Below are 15,380 nucleotides of genomic sequence, written 5' to 3' on the forward strand. Positions count from 1 at the left end.
GCCATCGCATGCAGTTCAATCGCCTTCCCCACCCCGCTCCTGTCCCCGGCGCCACGCGCGATCAGGCTATCGCCAATCCCGGTTTCGGGACGCTGTTTACCGATCACATGATCACCGTCGATTATGACGAGGGCAAAGGCTGGCATTCGCCCACACTCGGCCCGCGCGGCCCTATTTCGCTCGATCCGGCGGCATCGGTGCTTCATTACGCGCAGGAAATTTTCGAGGGGATGAAGGCCTACAAGCTGCAGGATGGCAGCATGGCGCTGTTCCGGCCTGAGGCCAATGCGGCACGGTTCAACAAGTCCGCCGCGCGCCTCGCAATGCCGGACTTTCCCGAAGACCTGTTCGTCGAAGCGGTGAAGGAAGTCGTGCTGGCGGATAAGGACTGGTTCCCCAGCGTAGAGGGCGGCGCGCTCTACATTCGGCCCTTCATGTTCGCGACCGAGGCCTTCCTCGGCGTGCGTCCGGCCAAGCAGTACAAATTCGTAGTGATCCTCTCGCCCGCCGGGAATTACTTCAAATCGGGCGCGCCTGCGGTTTCGGTCTGGGTCAGCGATTACACGCGCGCGGCCCCGGGCGGCACGGGCGAGGCCAAATGCGGTGGGAATTACGCCGCCAGCCTCGTCCCCACCGGGGAAGCCTTCGCCAAGGGGCACGACCAGGTCGTCTTCCTCGACGCGGCAGAGCGCAAGTGGATCGAGGAACTGGGCGGCATGAATTTGTTCTTCGTGTTCGACGATGGCCGCATGATCACCCCGCCCCTGCGCGGCACGATCCTGCCCGGCATCACACGCGATTCCATTCTGACGCTCGCCCGCGAGCAAGGCCTCGATGTGAGCGAGGAGATGTACTCCATCGACCAGTGGCGCGCGGATGCGGAGAGCGGCAAGCTCGTCGAGACGATGGCCTGCGGCACGGCAGCTGTTGTGACATCGGTCGGCAAGGTGGCGAGCCATGACGGCGAATTCACGATCGGCTCAGGCGGCCCCGGCCAGCTGACCGGCACGATCCGCGAAAAACTCGTCGGCATCCAGCGCGGTACCGTCGAAGACACCCACGGCTGGGTGATGAAGATCGACTGATGGCAACTGCGGCCGGGCACAATCCGGCAACCGGATATTGGGGGCTGCAGGAAGTGGACCGCCGCTGCGGTGATCTCCGTTTCCAGCTGATGGAAGCAAGCGCCCCACCAGAAGCGGTAGTGGCCCACGGGCACCGAAAGCCGCATGCCGTCTTCGCCTTCAACGGGACTTATATCAGCGCTGCCAATGACGAACGGGAGCCGCTCGCAACGGCGGCGTTGGTGATCAATCCACCTGATATGTGGCATCGTGATCGCTTCGCCCGTGGCTCGGGCTATTTCCTTGCGATTGACTTGCCTGCCGATATGCCCGGGACAGACTGCCCTCGCATCTTACGCGGCGATGAAGTGATTACCGCCTGCTTTGCCATAATAGACAGGTTGCGCGATTCAGAGGTCCTTGCCCTGGAAGAGCACGGCCGCGCCATTGTCACCGGCATTTCCGGCACACAGCGCTGCGGATCACGGATCGCGCAGGCTTATGCCGCGATTATGGACAGCCATGCTCCTGAAGAACTTACGTTAGCTGACCTTGCTCAACTGGCCGAATGCCATGTGAATTACGTGTCCAGCGCATTTCGCCAGCGTTATGGCGTCTCTGCCGCGCGTCTCTTGCGCTTGCGACGGATCGAGCGTGCCTGCACTTTGCTGCGTGATGAGAGACAAACGCTTTCAGCCATCGCCCACCAGCTCGGATTTACTGACCAAGCGCATTTTACACGCGTTTTCACGCGGGAAATGGGCCAACCGCCGGGACAATGGCGCGGATCGATCGCATAGCTTTGAAATTTACAATACTGATCAGCCGCCCTTCCCTAACCCCGCGACGGGACCTAGGAAACGGATGGAACATTCAGTGAGATTTTCTTTTGCAGCAGCTGCAGCAGCCCTCGTCGCGATCATGCCCATGAGCGCTACCGGACAGGATTTTTCCGCGGTGAGCGAGCGGATCGGATCTGGCGAAGTGGGGCGAACCACCAGCGTGCTCGTCATGCAAGATGGTGCCACCATATTCGAGGAATATTATGACGATGGTGGCGCAGTCGCACGGCGCAACACGCGATCTGCCACCAAGACGATCACCGCCATGCTCGCTGGCATTGCGATCGATCAGGGGAGCATTCCCTCGGTCAATGCGCGGGTGCTCGACTTCTTCCCCGATCACACGCCTGCCAATCCCGATCCGCGCAAATCGGCCATGACTGTGGAAGCGCTGCTCACCATGAGTAGCCCGCTCGAGTGTGATGATTCCAACCCATGGTCGCGTGGCCATGAGGAACGCATGTATACGATCGAGGATTGGCCGGGCTTTTATCTCGACCTGCCACCGCGCGGTTTTGCGGCCTGGGCTCAGGGACCGAATAGCGCGCCCTATGGAAGAGCCTTTCAGTATTGCACGGCAGGGACCGCAACACTGGGCGCGCTGATCGAGAACGCTACCGGAAGCGAGCTTGAAGATTTCGCGCAGACGCATCTCTTCGATCCGCTCGGCATCACCGGCGCTGAATGGCAGTTCTCACCGCTCGGCCTGGCGCAAGGCGGTGGTGGTATGGGCCTGACCACGCGCGATCTCGGGGCACTAGGACAGCTGTTCCTGCACGATCAGCAAGGCGTGCTGCCGGAAGGCTGGGCCAGTGAAATGATGCAGGAGCGCGTCTCAGTTCCCAGTCAGGACGGCACGGGCTATGGCTATCTCACCTGGTTACAAAGCTTTGCAAATGGCGGGCAGACCTACCGCGCGGCGCTGATGAACGGCAATGGCGGGAACAAGGTGATTGTGGTGCCGGAGCTCAACGCGGTCGCAGTCATCACCACAACCAATTACGGCCAGGGACAGGCGCATGGCTGGAGCGAAGCGCTGTTCGAGGACCTGATCCTGCCGCAATTGGCAGGCTCGAACTGATCGTCAGAGCGCCATTGCCACTGGCGCATCGCCCTCCTGCCATGGCTTCTCGCGCTGCATCGCGGTCTTGAACAGGGTGCTTTCCAGATGCCCGGCGAGCCATTGCTGTACATGCGGCAGGTCGAGTGCGTCGAACCATTTGCGGTCGTGATTGGCGAACTGGCGGATGAAGGGGAAGATCGCGACATCTGTAATGCCGCGCTGCTCTCCGCATAGCTGGCCCTGCCCTGCGATCCGCGCGTCCAGCTTAACCAGGAATTCCTCGCCTCGGCCGCGGTGGGGGAGCGGGTCGCAGTCATCGTAGCGGGTCGGGTATTTGTAATGGTCGAGCGCGTGTTTGAACGGCCCGTCATTCTCGGCGATCAGCTCCGGATCGTCTCGCTCCAGCCAGCCTTCGGGATCCGTGTGGCCGAGCGCCCAGCGCATGATGTCGAGGCTTTCTTCCAGAAACGCGCCGTCGCTGTGAACCAGCACAGGCACCGTCGCCTTGGGCGAGACATCGAGCATCGCCTGCGGCTTGTCCGACAGCTTTACTTCGCGCAATTCGCAGCGAGTCTTGCTCACCACCAGCGCCATGCGCGCGCGCATGGCATAGGGGCAGCGGCGGAAGCTGTAGAGTGTGCGATCAGCCATCAAAATTCTCCTCGCGCCCGACGTGTTCCTCGCCGCGCTCGGCAGCGAGGCGTTCCTGCCGCTGGCGTTCGCGGTAACGGGCGCGTTGTTCTTCGGTGCGCTCGCCATGGCAGGCCGGGCAGCTGACGCCTTCTTCGTAGAGATCGGACGCTGCATCTTCGGCGCTTACCGGGCGACGGCAGGCGCGGCAGAGGCCGTATTCGCCCTGCGCGAGGCCATGGCCCACGCTTACCCGCTCATCGAAAACGAAGCACTGGCCGCTCCACATGCTGAGCTCGGGCGGGATTTCCTCAAGGTATTTGAGGATGCCGCCTTTCAGGTGATAGACCTCGTCCACGCCTTCCTTGTTGAGGAATGCGGTCGATTTCTCACAGCGAATGCCGCCGGTGCAATACATGGCGACCTTGGGCTGCTTGCCCTCGCCCAGCAGCCGCTCACGCTCCTTGCGAAACCATTCGGGAAATTCGCGGAAGCTGGCGGTCTTCGGATCGATCGCGCCGTCGAACTGGCCGATGGCGACCTCATAGTCGTTGCGCGTGTCGATCACGATTGTGTCCGGATCGGCGATGAGCGCGTTCCATTCCGCCGGATCGACATAGGTGCCGGCGTGTTGGCGCGGGTCGATATCGGGCTCACCCATAGTCACGATTTCGCGTTTGAGCCGAACCTTCATCCGGTGAAACGGCATTTCCTGCGCGCCCGAGAATTTCACCTCCAACGCCTCGCATCCGGGCAGACTGCGAATGTGATCGAGCACCGTGGCGATCCCCTCTCGCGAGCCGGCGATCGTCCCGTTGATCCCCTCGGCGGCAAGCAGCAGCGTGCCTTTCACGCCTTGCGTCTCGCAAACGCTGAGCAGCGGCTCTCGCAGCGCGGCATGATCGTCAAACCGCGTAAACTGATAGAGCGCGGCGACACACACGGGAGCGTTGGTAGGAGGATGCGGGATGGCCATGGGCGGCGCTTTAGCGGCATGCGGCTAAACGTGCCAGAGGGGGAGATCAGGCAGCGGCCGCCAGCAATTGCCCTGCCTCCGGGCTGTCTTCCAGGAACTGCATAAGCCCGCGCTCATATTCGTTCAGGAACGGCGTCGCGCGCGGCAATTTTAGCTGTGCGCGCCATTCTTCCTGCCGCGAAACGAGATCGATCACGGCAGGGTGGATATAGCTTTTGCGCGTCACGGCAGGAGTATTCCCCAGATGCTCCGCTACGCGCTCCAGCACAGCCTTGATGGTCAGCTTTTCATCGGCCTCCGCCAGCATGCGAAAGGCCATGACGCTGGCGTGCCATGTGCGGAAATTCTTGGCGGAGAAATTCTCGCCCATGACTTCACGAAGATAGGTATTCACATGGCCCGAATTGACATCCTGCGGTGCGCCGTCATCGCCGACCCAGGCGAACAATTCCTGCCCGTTCAGATCCTGCATCCGCCGGACCACCCGCGCCAGTGAGCCATCGGACAGCTTCACGTCGCGTTCCTTGCCGCCCTTGCCGGTGAACCGAAGTCGCAGTGTTTGCCCCGTTACCTCGGCATGGCGATGCTGCAACGTGGTTGCGCCGTAGCTTTTGTTCTCTTTGGAATAGTGCGTATTCCCCACGCGGATCGCACCCAGATCGAGCAGCTTGACCAGCGCCGCCACAGCCCGGTCCCGCCCCAGCTTGGGTGATCGCATGTCCTTCTGCACCTTTTCGCGCAGTGCCGGAAGCATCTGGCCAAAGGTCACGCAGCCATCGAACTTCTCACCCTCGCGCCAGGCTCGGAATTCGGGGTGATAGCGATATTGCTTGCGCCCTCGCGCATCGTAACCGGTCGCGAGAATATGGCCGTTAGGATTGGTGCAGAACCACGCTTTCACATAAGCAGGCGGCAGGGCAATCGCATTCAGCCGTTTCTTCTCCAGCCGGTCTTTGATCAGGCCGCCATCGGGCATGTAGTAGGCCCAGCCCTTGCCCGCCCCCTTGCGGGTTATGCCGGGCTGGGTGTCGTCGACATAGACAATTTTGGGAGGGGCGCTGGCCATCGTGGCAGGATAACGCCCTGATCTGGCACGCGGTTCCTACGCCATCGGTAAAGGTAGCCTAAAGTCCCGGCTAGCTGATGCCCGGCCTTGGCCCCGGCGCCTCGGCCACCTTGGTGACGATTTCCTTCGGTACGACTGCGCGGCGCGGAAACTTTACCGTCAGCATCAGGCCCAGCCCGATTAGATGCAGGACCAGCACGATCAGGAACATCACCGGCAACCCGCCCAAGCCGTCGGACAAGCTGAATATCCAAGCACCCATCGATATGCCGAAATTGCTGCACGCCATGTAGAGCGTGAATTGCGTCGCGGCCACGCGGCTATCGCACAGCCGCATCGAAATCGGTAATGCGGATACCGTGATCAGCGTATCGAGCGCGCACCAGGCAAACACGAAACCGCGGAACAGTGACGGATCGCTCCACATGTCCTGCGTCGCGAACATGGTCATGCTGAGAGCTATGTAGCACACAAAGAACAGGATGGTGGTGGGCTTGGCGCCCAAACGGTCACCCAGCCATCCCCCAAGGGTCAGGCCGAGCACACCCCCGATAAGCTGCGCCATTCCGACGAGACCGGTTATCGATGCCTCGTCCCAGCCGACTTCGCTTGCCCCGATAACCGGCGTAATCGCGGTGAACATGCCATAATGGAATCCGCGAACAAGCAGCACCGGAAGCCAAAGCAGGCTGACCGGCAGCAGCAGAGATCGGAACGTGTTCTTGAAGATCGGCCACCACGCGCCGAGTTGTACATCGAGATTGCGCGGGTGCGTCTTCCCTCCGGTCCAGGGAAGAAGTTTCTCGCCCTCCCGCTCACGCAGCACGATCATGTAGAGTGTGATCAGGCCAATAAATGCTGCCGATAGCAGATACGCCGCCGCAGGGCCGAGATTGGCGATCACATAGCCGGTGGCTGCCGCCGCGACAGCAATACCAATCGCCTGTCCGCCGAACATCATGCCGCTCCCGCGAGCGCGCTCATCCTCTTCCATGATATCGACCGCGAGCCCGTCCACGGCAACGTCCTGGAATGTGGTCGCCATGTTCACGACAAAACCGGCGACCCCGAGGAGCAGGATATCGGTCACCTCCGGCTGGACAGCAGCGCAGGCGAACAGCAAGAGGATCATCACCAATTGTGCGCCGATGATCCAGATGCGCCTCCTTCCCATCGCAAGGAAGGTGTACCGATCCATGATGAAGCCATTCACCAGCTTGAGGGTCCATGGCAGTGCCGTCAGCGCCATGACCGAGCCGATTTCAGCAGCGCCCGCACCATTCGCCGCCATCCAGGCGGGAACCGCGAACCAGAACAGCCCGATGGGCACACCTTGTGCAACATAGAGGATGAAAAGTGTCGCCAGGCGCAAATTGCGGCTGCGCGAAAGGATCCAGCCCGGGCTGGTCGAAAGATCTGTAATACGCGCCCCCCTGCGTATGGAACGCGACCCCGCAAGGACTATGCGCGCGAACGCTCGCTTATGCAAACGCGCGAAAAGCTGCACTTGGAGCAGCGCAAGAACTGCCTGTTTGTCTTGCTGCGAGATGGCACCATCTGCGAGATCACACGTTCGCCCGCAAAGGAGCCAATAATGTCCGACCCCACCTACACTCCGCCCAAAGTCTGGAAGCCGACCGAAAGCGGCGGCAAATTTGCCAATATCAACCGGCCTACCGCTGGCGCACGGCAAGAGAAAGAGCTTCCGCAGGGCGAACATCCCTTCCAGGTCTATTCACTCGCCACGCCCAATGGGGTGAAAGCGACGGTAATGTTCGAGGAGCTGCTCGAAGCGGGAATTTCGGACGCCGAGTATGACGCATGGCTGATCAATATCGGCGATGGCGACCAGTTCGGCAGCGGCTTTGTGGATATCAATCCCAATTCCAAAATCCCCGCCCTGCTCGATCGCAGCGGCGAACGCGAAATCCGCGTATTCGAGAGCGGTGCCATCCTCGTCCACCTCGCAGAGAAGTTCGGCAAGTTTCTCCCCACCGATCACACCCGCGCCGAGGTGCTCAGCTGGCTATTCTGGCAAATGGGCAGCGCGCCGTTCATCGGCGGCGGTTTCGGCCATTTTTATGCCTATGCGCCCGAGAAATACGAATATCCGATCAATCGCTATGCCATGGAAACAAAGCGCCTGTTCGATGTCGCGGACAAGCGGCTCGGCGAAACGCGCTTCCTTGGCGGAGACGATTATACCGTGGCCGATATCGCCACAGCGCCCTGGCTGGTGCCCTTCACCGAAGGCACGATTTATGAGGACGCCAAGACTTTCCTCGAAATCGAAAGCTATGAAAACGTGATGCGCTGGGCTGAAGAAATCGCCGCCCGCCCCGGTTTCAAGCGCGGCCGCGCGGTCAACCGGTCATGGGGAGATGAGGACAAAAGACTCCCCGAACGGCACTCCGCATCCGACTTCGACGGCCTCAATCTCGATTGACCCGCAAATAGTGCGCCGCACGGTCTTGCACCGCGCGGCCACGCGGTTATATGCACGCATCTCTGCTGGGGTGTAGCCAAGTGGTAAGGCAGCGGTTTTTGGTATCGCCATTCGCAGGTTCGATCCCTGCCACCCCAGCCACTACTTCCCTTTTTCGACGACCTTTCGCTCCCGCGTCGCAAGGATGAAGCCTGCGACGCTGGCCATGCTTGTGCCGAGCACAACAAGGGCAGCGCCGGTCGCGCCGAACCAGTCGATCAGCAAGGGCAACATCGCAAGCCCGATGGCGAGCGGTATGCCGCGCAGCAGGAAATTGCGGATGGCATGGCCGCGTGCGACCAGCAGGGCTTCGAGGCTTGCGCCTGCAAGCTCTATCGATGCCGCTCCCGCCAGCACGATCATCGGGACGAAGGCTGCCAGATATTCGCGGCCAGCAATCGCGGTGATGATCCACTCGCCTGCCAGCAGGCCGAAGGCGACCACGATGACGCCTGTAAAAATCGCGATGCGGGTGAGTTTGGCGGTCAAGGCCTTCGCCGCATCGGGATTGCGCACGAGCTCGGGATAGACCGCTTTCAGCAGCGCTTGGGCGAGTTTCAGCAGTCCGTCGCCTAACTGGTTTGCCACGCGATACACACCTGCAAGCGCCGCGCCGCCGAACACGCCGGTGAGCACCACCAGAAGCTGGCGGCTGGCGATGGAGAGCATGCCGGTCAGGCTGGTCCCGATGGCAAAGCTCCAGACATTTTCACCGCCCGCCTTGGCTTCGCGCGGTAGGTGCGTAAGGCTGTAGCGTTGCCAGTGGATGGACTCAGTCCGCGCAGCGAGCCACCAATAGATCGCTGCGGTGAGCACCTCCGCCGCGCCCCAGACGATCAGGAAACTCTGAATGCTGGGATGCGTCAGAACCACCACGCCTGCGCCCAGCGCTCGGACTATGCTGGTCGTCGCATCGGCAATCGCCGCGCGGTCGTATCGGTCATGGAGGCGCAGCAACCCGATGGGTGTGGAGCGAATGGCTAGCAGCGATGCGAGTGTGAAGAGATAGGTCGGCACCACCATCTTGTCCGGCAGCAGCAGCACTTCATGGAAGTTGAACAGGATCAGCGCGCCGAGAATGGCTCCCGCAACGATAGTCAGACTGTCGAGGGCGAGAGCGAAGCCGGTCGCTGTCTTGCGCCCGTCTAGGTCCTGCCCCCAACGGATGATGCTCTGCCAGGTCTGGAAGCTGCAAAATCCCACAATGAGCTGCGCAAAGGTGAAGGCGATCACGAAAATGCCGAAGCGTTCGGGGCCAAGCTCGCGCGTTGCAATGGCCAGATAGACGAGGCTGAGCACGGCGTTGATGGCGCGCGCACCCATAAGCCATCCGGTATTGGTCAATGCGCGGCGAATCATGATTTCGCCCTGCCCCAGCGGGCGGCCAATTGCAAAGTGCTACTCTTGCGCTTCGAGTGGGGGCTGCGGATTATTGGGCGTCAGGATCAGCTCGTTTGCCTCGATCCGCACCGAGGCAAGGCGGCTGAGCAGGTTCATCCCGATGACATTCGTATCACCCAATCCCGGCGCGATGACGGCATCAAGCCCGCGCGCAGCCACATTGCCGAAGCGCATCTCCTCAATATTGGTCATCTGTGCCGCGACCGTGCCATTGGCGGTCTGCAGCCGCACCGGCACACTGCTGTCGCTCGCTTCCAGACCGGCCGCCTGCGCGGTCTGCTCGGACACTGCGGTCAGCGTTGCGCCGGTATCGACGAGGAAGGCGGCGCGGTGGCCGTTCACTTCGGCCTCCAGCCAGTAATGCCCGTCCACATGCAGCGGTATGCGCGTCTCCGTACCTTCCACCACCTGTTCGGGGAAGCCGAACTGCGGAACGGCAATTGCAAAGCGCGGATCGAGGCGGGAGAGCTGCAGAACCACAAGGGCAAGCACCGCGATCAGCGTCAGCGTGCTGCCGAAGCGCATGGCCCGTCCGAGAGCGAGATTGCGCCGCGCGACAAGCGATCCGAGCACACCCAGCACCATTGCACCGACCGCCGCCAGCAGCAGCCCCGACCGCGGAATTTCGCGGATTGATTGCGCCAGCTGGTCGAAGACGGGTGCGAGGTCCATTGGCGCTATATAGGGAGCAAATCCAGCGGGCGCGAGATGCCGCTCACAGATGCTGCGCCGGTTCGCCGTAGGTGACTTGCGGCGTGGCCAGATCGTCGGGCCAATCCATGCGCGCGGCGGCCGCATCGAAGCTCGATTGCAGGAAATCCATGAGCGCGGCTTCTGGGTCATCGGCTGAAGCTACATCGGCGTAATGCAACACGAATTCGCCGAGGTCCTTGTGCCAATAGGCAGGATTCGGTTGGATCGCTCCTTCGGACAGGCCATCGGGCGAAGGATAGGCGTAGACATAGAATGCCGCTTCATCCACGCCATTGCCGCCCGGCCAGAAACCTGCGCTGATGACTTCGTGGCTGTAAGCTTCGCGCGTCACCTCATCCGGCAGATTGGGAAATCCGCCGGGATGCGGCGGGGCGCGGCGACCGGAGAAGCGCGTTACCGCCAGATCGAAACTGCCCCAGAACAAATGGCTGGGTGAAGTCTTGCCGAGATAGCGCGAGCGGAATATGCTGAACACGCGGTCTGCAGCTGCAAAGGCGCCGTGCAGCCGCGTTGCAGCGTCAGCGTCCCATTCGCGCGGCCTGTCGTCCTCGGCGAAGGGAATGACTTCGGGTAATTCGTTGGGCGCGCCGTGAAGCGGAGCGGGAAGATCCGCCTCTGCCAGCATTTTGGTGAGATCGGCATGTAGCTGCGCGATGGTCTTGCCAGCAATTTCGGTCGTCCAAGATCCGCCGTGGCTGCACCACGCCCGGACCAGTCCATCGCGCATATCGACTTCCACCGCGAAATCGCGCGCCGCAGCGGCGGGCATCATCCGCGTCGCAAAGCCGCGCGGCGTTACGCGCAGCGCCACATGCCAGCCATGATTGATCCAGGGGTGCAGCCGCGTGGGCAGCTTGCCTACCATTTGCAGGACGAAATGGGCGGTCTCGATGGTCGGCCGATCCGCTGCGAAGTCGAGGGTCGGCCAACTGCTCATGGTGCAGTTCGCGGCATGGCGGCGCGGGCGAGGATTAGCGAGAAGCGCTCTTCCGCATCGGTCCAGCGCTGCACCGGGGTCCAGCGACCTGCAAGCAGCATCATATTCGCGCTGCGCAAATCGAATTTGTGGCTGTTTTCCGTGTGGATCGTCTCACCCGCCTGCATCGAGAATGTTTCGCCCGAGACGGTGAAGGAAACATCCTTCTGCGCAACAAGATGCATCTCGATCCGCGCATAGGGTTCCACCCAGCGCGCTTCGTGGCGGAAGGCATCGACCGGAATGTTGCCATCGAGCTCCCGATTGATGCGGGTGAGCAGGTTCATGTTGAACGCGGCAGTGACTCCCGCTGCATCGTCATAGGCGCTCTTGAGCGTCGCTTCGTCCTTGATCAGGTCCATGCCGATCAGCAGCAGCGCTTCATCGCCAAGCGTTTCGCGCATATTTCGCAGCAGGTCGGTCGCCGTGCGCGCGACCATGTTGCCGATAGTCGAGCCCGGGAAGAATCCCAGCTTGGGCATCTCCGTCACTTCGGATGGTAATTGCACCGGCTTCGTAAAATCTGCCTCCACCGGATAGACCGGGAGACCGGGGAACTTGGCCGAGAGATCCGCAGCCGCAGCGCGAAGGAATTCACCCGAAATATCAAGCGGCACATAGGCACCCGGTTCGATGGCTGAAAGCAATAAGGGGGTTTTTACCGAGGAGCCGGAGCCGAATTCGACAACCGCCCTGCCCGGCCCGATCAGCTGTGCAAATTCATCGCCGCGTTCGCGCAGGATTTCGGTCTCGGCGCGGGTGGGATAATATTCCTCGACCTGAGTGATATCTTCGAAAAGCTGCGATCCGCGCTCATCATAGAACCAGCGGGCGGGAATGGCCTTTTGGTCCGATTTGAGGCCCGTCAGAACATCGGCTCGAAAGGCCCGGTCCACACCGTCCTCATCCAGATCGACAAGGCGGATATCAGTATTGCTGTTCATCAAAGGTCCTTGGCCAAGCGCAGTCCGGTGAACTGCCAGCGTTGCTGGGGGTAGAAGAAGTTACGATAGGTGGCGCGCGAATGGCCGCGCACGGTGGCGCAGCTCGCGCCTTTCAGCACCCATTGTCCGGCCATGAACTTGCCATTGTATTCGCCGACCGCGCCCTCGGCAGGCTGAAAGCGCGGATATGGCAGATAGCCGGAGCGGGTGAATTGCCAGACATCGCCAAACAGCGATGACGTGCCCCGAGGCGAAGGCGGCGCGGCTTTGTCGAGCTGATTTCCCTCTGTGGCATCGCTCCCCTGCGCGATCGCTTCCCATTCGAATTCGGTTGGCAGGCGCTTGCCCGCCCAGGTCGCAAAGGCATCCGCCTCGTAATAGGAAATATGCGCGACAGGCGCATCGGGATCGCGCTCTTGCCAGCCGGTATGGGTAAAATGCTCGTCCTCACGCCAGTAGAGCGGCGCGGTGATATTGCAGCGGCTGAGCCATGCCCAGGCATCGGACAGCCACAGGCGGTGATCCTCATAGCCGCCATCGGCGATGAACTCCGCCCACTCGCCATTGGTTACGAGGCTCTTGGACAGGGCGAAAGGCTCCAGCAAGACGCGGTGCGCGGGGCCTTCATTGTCGAATGCAAAGCCATCACCCTGATGGCCGATCCTGGCGATGCCGCCGGGGTGCTCCGTCCAGCCGGTTTCCTGCGTGGATGAGGGACTTTCCGCGTGCTCCCACATGGCCGGGCCGAGCGGGTTCTTGCTGAAAGCGTGTTTGATATCGGTCAGCAACAATTCGATGTGCTGTTGCTCATGCGCGATGCCGAGTGCGATCAGCTCAGCATGGGCCGGATCATCCAGCAGAGCTTCCATCGCTTCGTTGACCGCATTTCGCCAGTCCACAACCTCTGCCACGGTCGGGCGTGTGACCAGGCCGCGCTTGCCACGCAGGATACGGTCGCCCTCAGCCTCGTAATAAGAATTGAAGAGGAACGGCCAGCGCTCGTCATACAGCTGGTAATCAGCCACGTGATCGCGCAGCAGGAAGGTCTCCCAGAACCATGTGGTATGCGCCGCATGCCATTTGGCGGGAGAGGCATCCTCCATCGACTGGATGGTCGCATCCGCCTCGCTCAGCGGTTCGAGCAAGCTTTCCGTAAGCGCCCGCGTCTCGCGGAATTGCGCGGCGAGGTCATCAGGCGTTGCGGCAGTCGTGGATTGCTGAGCGGCTTCGGGCAACGCCCTCTCCTGTCAAGCGGGTGGGACAATCAGTGGCAACATGAAACACGCTGCCTTCAATTGAAACCCCCGGCTTGCAAAGAGTTTCCCGCCTTTTCTCAGGCGGCGCGGCGTACTTGATTGCGCCCGGCTTCCTTCGCTTCGTAAAGAGCGGCATCAGCGCGGGCGAGCAATTCGTCACCATTATCGCCTGCGCGAAATTGAGCCATGCCGACGCTGATCGTGACATTGGGCAAAGCAGATCCTTCGATTCCGCCTTCCACCGCTTCACGTAAGCGCTCTGCCAGCGCGCGCGCCTTGCGGGCGTCGACACCGGCCAGCAGCCAGACGAATTCCTCGCCGCCGATCCGCCCGACGACATCGGCCTGCCGAGCCTGCCTGCGGGCGAGTTCCGCCACCTGCACGATGACTTCATCGCCCGTCTGGTGGCCGTGCTGGTCATTGATCGACTTGAAGTGATCGATATCGAACATGATCGCGGTCAATTCCGAACCGTGCTTGCCCGCAACATTCACCATCGATTGCAGCCGCCCGAAAGTGCAGCGGCGATTGGGCAGGCTGGTCAGCGGATCGGTATTGGCAAGCTTTTGTGCCTCCGCAGCAAGCCGCATGGCCTGTCCGCGCGCCAAATCGAGCGCCTGCACGCGCTGAACCTGCTCGGTCACATCCATGGCGATGCCGAACAAAGCGATACGCCGCCCGGTGATGTCGAATTCATTGAGCACGGAAATGCGCAAGATGCGCTCGCCTTTCTCTGGCGAATTGACTTTATAATCGAAAGTGAAAGGCTCGCGCTCCCGGCGATTGCGCGCCAGATGGCCGATCAGCTCGAGGCCCTTGTCCGGCAGCATCTCGCGCAGATCATCGAAATTGGGTTCGAAGTGATCAGGCAGGCCGGAGATTTCGAGCAGGCGCTGCGACCAGTCCTGTTCGCCCGTCACCAGATCCATGCGCCAGCGCCCGATACCCGCCATCTGCTCCGACAAATCGAGCATCATGAGGTTTTCATGCATGCCCGAATTGCGCCGGATGAGCTCGAATTGCATGTCCTGCCACTTCATCAGCATCGCCGCGATGGGCAGCGCAGTGGCGAGCAGTGTAAGCAACCAGCTCTGGATCAACAGCACGCCCTGATCACGCGTCACGGAAATGAAAGCGACCGGATTGTCCCCACCAAGGCTGAGAATTGTCGCTACGACGGTATAGCTGATGACGGTGAGAGGGATTGCGGCATGACCAAAGCGCACCGCCATCGCCACCATCGCCGCGACGAGCAGTGGCATAAGCGATACGCCCTCCACCCGCAGGGCGATGTAGCAAAGCAGAGCGCAGCCAAACAGCGCGAGCGCGAGGTCCCGGTCGAAATCGACAGAGCGCCCGCGCCGATAGCGCTGCACCACAGCGCCGATATGCAGCAGCATGGGGGTTACGATCAGGATGCCGAGTACATTGGCGAGGAAAAGCCAGCCGAATTCAGCCAGCGACTGTTCCGTGCGGGAAGGCAGCGCGATCAAGACCCCGGCGAGACACCCCACAACCGCTGCGCCGAACAGGTGCACCACCTGCATCGCGCTGCGCGGCAAGGCCGTGCGGCCGCCGAGGATGCGAACGCTCAAGGTAGCGCAGATCAGCGCCTGCGACATCGCCGAGAAAGTAAATACGATGGAGGGAAGCCAGCCGTAATTCATTACGATCATGCTTGTGTAGAGAAATGGCACCATCACCGCGGCAAGGACCGGCCAGTGCTGGCGTTTGGTGAAGCGGAAAGCGGCAACGCCGATGCCGGCCGGCGCCCAGATGATCAGCGCCGCACCCAGCCCGCTCATCATCAGCACGCTGGCAATCGCCACCAGCGACCAGGCAAGGCCGGACAGGAGTGCTACGCCAATGTGATGCCGACTGGACAAATTGATCCCCCAACAGGTGTTGGAGGATGTTTAGGCAAAATGGGTTAGCCAACACCGCCTGCGTATTTAAGGGTTAT

The 15,380-nt window shown here is 61.3% G+C and carries 14 protein-coding genes and 1 tRNA gene; 5 read left to right on the forward strand and 10 right to left on the reverse strand.

All coding sequences use genetic code 11. From position 1 onward, the window contains the following. Window positions 1–8 precede the first annotated feature (8 nt). The 3 genes from O2N64_RS00175 to O2N64_RS00185 all read left to right on the forward strand — a co-directional run bounded on the left by O2N64_RS00175 (window position 9) and on the right by O2N64_RS00185 (window position 2,987). On the forward strand, window positions 9–1,085 hold the full coding sequence (locus O2N64_RS00175) for a branched-chain amino acid aminotransferase (RefSeq protein ID WP_271078290.1): 1,077 nt from the start codon (window positions 9–11) through the stop codon (window positions 1,083–1,085). Beyond that, window positions 1,085–1,864, forward strand: coding sequence for a helix-turn-helix domain-containing protein (locus tag O2N64_RS00180; protein ID WP_271078291.1), 780 nt, complete (start codon window positions 1,085–1,087; stop codon window positions 1,862–1,864). The genes O2N64_RS00175 and O2N64_RS00180 overlap by 1 nt, the downstream gene beginning before the upstream one ends. Window positions 1,865–1,940: 76 nt before the next feature. After that, entirely contained in the window at window positions 1,941–2,987 is a 1,047-nt protein-coding gene (locus O2N64_RS00185) for a serine hydrolase domain-containing protein (protein WP_271078292.1), read from the forward strand. 3 nt (window positions 2,988–2,990) lie between these two features. On the opposite strand, the gene O2N64_RS00190 is transcribed toward O2N64_RS00185, so the two are convergent. The 4 genes from O2N64_RS00190 to O2N64_RS00205 all read right to left on the reverse strand — a co-directional run bounded on the left by O2N64_RS00190 (window position 2,991) and on the right by O2N64_RS00205 (window position 7,148). Next, complete coding sequence (locus O2N64_RS00190; protein ID WP_271078293.1) at window positions 2,991–3,620, reverse strand: glutathione S-transferase; 630 nt, start codon at window positions 3,618–3,620, stop codon at window positions 2,991–2,993. After that, window positions 3,613–4,575: an oxygen-dependent tRNA uridine(34) hydroxylase TrhO gene (gene trhO, locus O2N64_RS00195; RefSeq protein WP_271078294.1), complete on the reverse strand. Its 963-nt coding sequence runs from the start codon at window positions 4,573–4,575 to the stop codon at window positions 3,613–3,615. Before trhO ends, O2N64_RS00190 begins: the two co-directional genes overlap by 8 nt. A gap of 46 nt (window positions 4,576–4,621) precedes the next feature. Further along, window positions 4,622–5,641, reverse strand: coding sequence for a DNA topoisomerase IB (locus O2N64_RS00200; protein ID WP_271078295.1), 1,020 nt, complete (start codon window positions 5,639–5,641; stop codon window positions 4,622–4,624). A 70-nt stretch (window positions 5,642–5,711) separates the two neighbouring features. Further along, window positions 5,712–7,148 (reverse strand): MFS transporter, encoded by a 1,437-nt coding sequence (locus O2N64_RS00205; RefSeq protein ID WP_271078296.1) that lies wholly within the window; start codon window positions 7,146–7,148, stop codon window positions 5,712–5,714. Between the two features lie 87 nt (window positions 7,149–7,235). On the opposite strand from O2N64_RS00205, the gene yghU reads away from it, so the two are divergent. Further along, window positions 7,236–8,087, forward strand: a complete 852-nt coding sequence (yghU, locus tag O2N64_RS00210) for a glutathione-dependent disulfide-bond oxidoreductase (protein ID WP_271078297.1) — start codon at window positions 7,236–7,238, stop codon at window positions 8,085–8,087. A gap of 66 nt (window positions 8,088–8,153) precedes the next feature. Further along, a tRNA-Gln gene (locus tag O2N64_RS00215) sits at window positions 8,154–8,228 on the forward strand. Here O2N64_RS00215 and O2N64_RS00220 read toward each other — a convergent pair. From O2N64_RS00220 to O2N64_RS00245, 6 genes are all read right to left on the reverse strand, one after another. Continuing rightward, complete coding sequence (locus O2N64_RS00220; protein ID WP_271078298.1) at window positions 8,229–9,485, reverse strand: lipopolysaccharide biosynthesis protein; 1,257 nt, start codon at window positions 9,483–9,485, stop codon at window positions 8,229–8,231. A 39-nt stretch (window positions 9,486–9,524) separates the two neighbouring features. After that, window positions 9,525–10,199: a retropepsin-like aspartic protease family protein gene (locus tag O2N64_RS00225; protein ID WP_271078299.1), complete on the reverse strand. Its 675-nt coding sequence runs from the start codon at window positions 10,197–10,199 to the stop codon at window positions 9,525–9,527. Window positions 10,200–10,242: 43 nt separating this feature from the next. Beyond that, window positions 10,243–11,178, reverse strand: coding sequence for a DUF5996 family protein (locus O2N64_RS00230; RefSeq protein WP_271078300.1), 936 nt, complete (start codon window positions 11,176–11,178; stop codon window positions 10,243–10,245). Next, window positions 11,175–12,161 (reverse strand): L-histidine N(alpha)-methyltransferase, encoded by a 987-nt coding sequence (gene egtD / locus O2N64_RS00235; RefSeq protein WP_271078301.1) that lies wholly within the window; start codon window positions 12,159–12,161, stop codon window positions 11,175–11,177. Before egtD ends, O2N64_RS00230 begins: the two co-directional genes overlap by 4 nt. After that, window positions 12,161–13,396, reverse strand: a complete 1,236-nt coding sequence (gene egtB / locus O2N64_RS00240; protein WP_271078302.1) for an ergothioneine biosynthesis protein EgtB — start codon at window positions 13,394–13,396, stop codon at window positions 12,161–12,163. The genes egtD and egtB overlap by 1 nt, the downstream gene beginning before the upstream one ends. A gap of 98 nt (window positions 13,397–13,494) precedes the next feature. Then, window positions 13,495–15,303, reverse strand: coding sequence for a sensor domain-containing diguanylate cyclase (locus tag O2N64_RS00245; protein ID WP_271078303.1), 1,809 nt, complete (start codon window positions 15,301–15,303; stop codon window positions 13,495–13,497). Window positions 15,304–15,380: the final 77 nt, after the last annotated feature.

The organism is Aurantiacibacter sp. MUD61 (genome assembly GCF_027912455.1).
In the GTDB taxonomy this organism is placed as follows: domain Bacteria; phylum Pseudomonadota; class Alphaproteobacteria; order Sphingomonadales; family Sphingomonadaceae; genus Alteraurantiacibacter.

Coding starts and splice junctions, on each gene's coding strand:
- O2N64_RS00175 (WP_271078290.1), top strand. CDS start 9: ATGCAGTTCAATCGCCTTCCCCACCCCGCTCCTGTCCCCGGCGCCACG.
- O2N64_RS00180 (WP_271078291.1), top strand. CDS start 1,085: ATGGCAACTGCGGCCGGGCACAATCCGGCAACCGGATATTGGGGGCTG.
- O2N64_RS00190 (WP_271078293.1), bottom strand. CDS start 3,620: ATGGCTGATCGCACACTCTACAGCTTCCGCCGCTGCCCCTATGCCATG.
- trhO (WP_271078294.1), bottom strand. CDS start 4,575: ATGGCCATCCCGCATCCTCCTACCAACGCTCCCGTGTGTGTCGCCGCG.
- O2N64_RS00200 (WP_271078295.1), bottom strand. CDS start 5,641: ATGGCCAGCGCCCCTCCCAAAATTGTCTATGTCGACGACACCCAGCCC.
- yghU (WP_271078297.1), top strand. CDS start 7,236: ATGTCCGACCCCACCTACACTCCGCCCAAAGTCTGGAAGCCGACCGAA.
- O2N64_RS00220 (WP_271078298.1), bottom strand. CDS start 9,485: ATGATTCGCCGCGCATTGACCAATACCGGATGGCTTATGGGTGCGCGC.
- O2N64_RS00225 (WP_271078299.1), bottom strand. CDS start 10,199: ATGGACCTCGCACCCGTCTTCGACCAGCTGGCGCAATCAATCCGCGAA.
- O2N64_RS00230 (WP_271078300.1), bottom strand. CDS start 11,178: ATGAGCAGTTGGCCGACCCTCGACTTCGCAGCGGATCGGCCGACCATC.
- egtD (WP_271078301.1), bottom strand. CDS start 12,161: ATGAACAGCAATACTGATATCCGCCTTGTCGATCTGGATGAGGACGGT.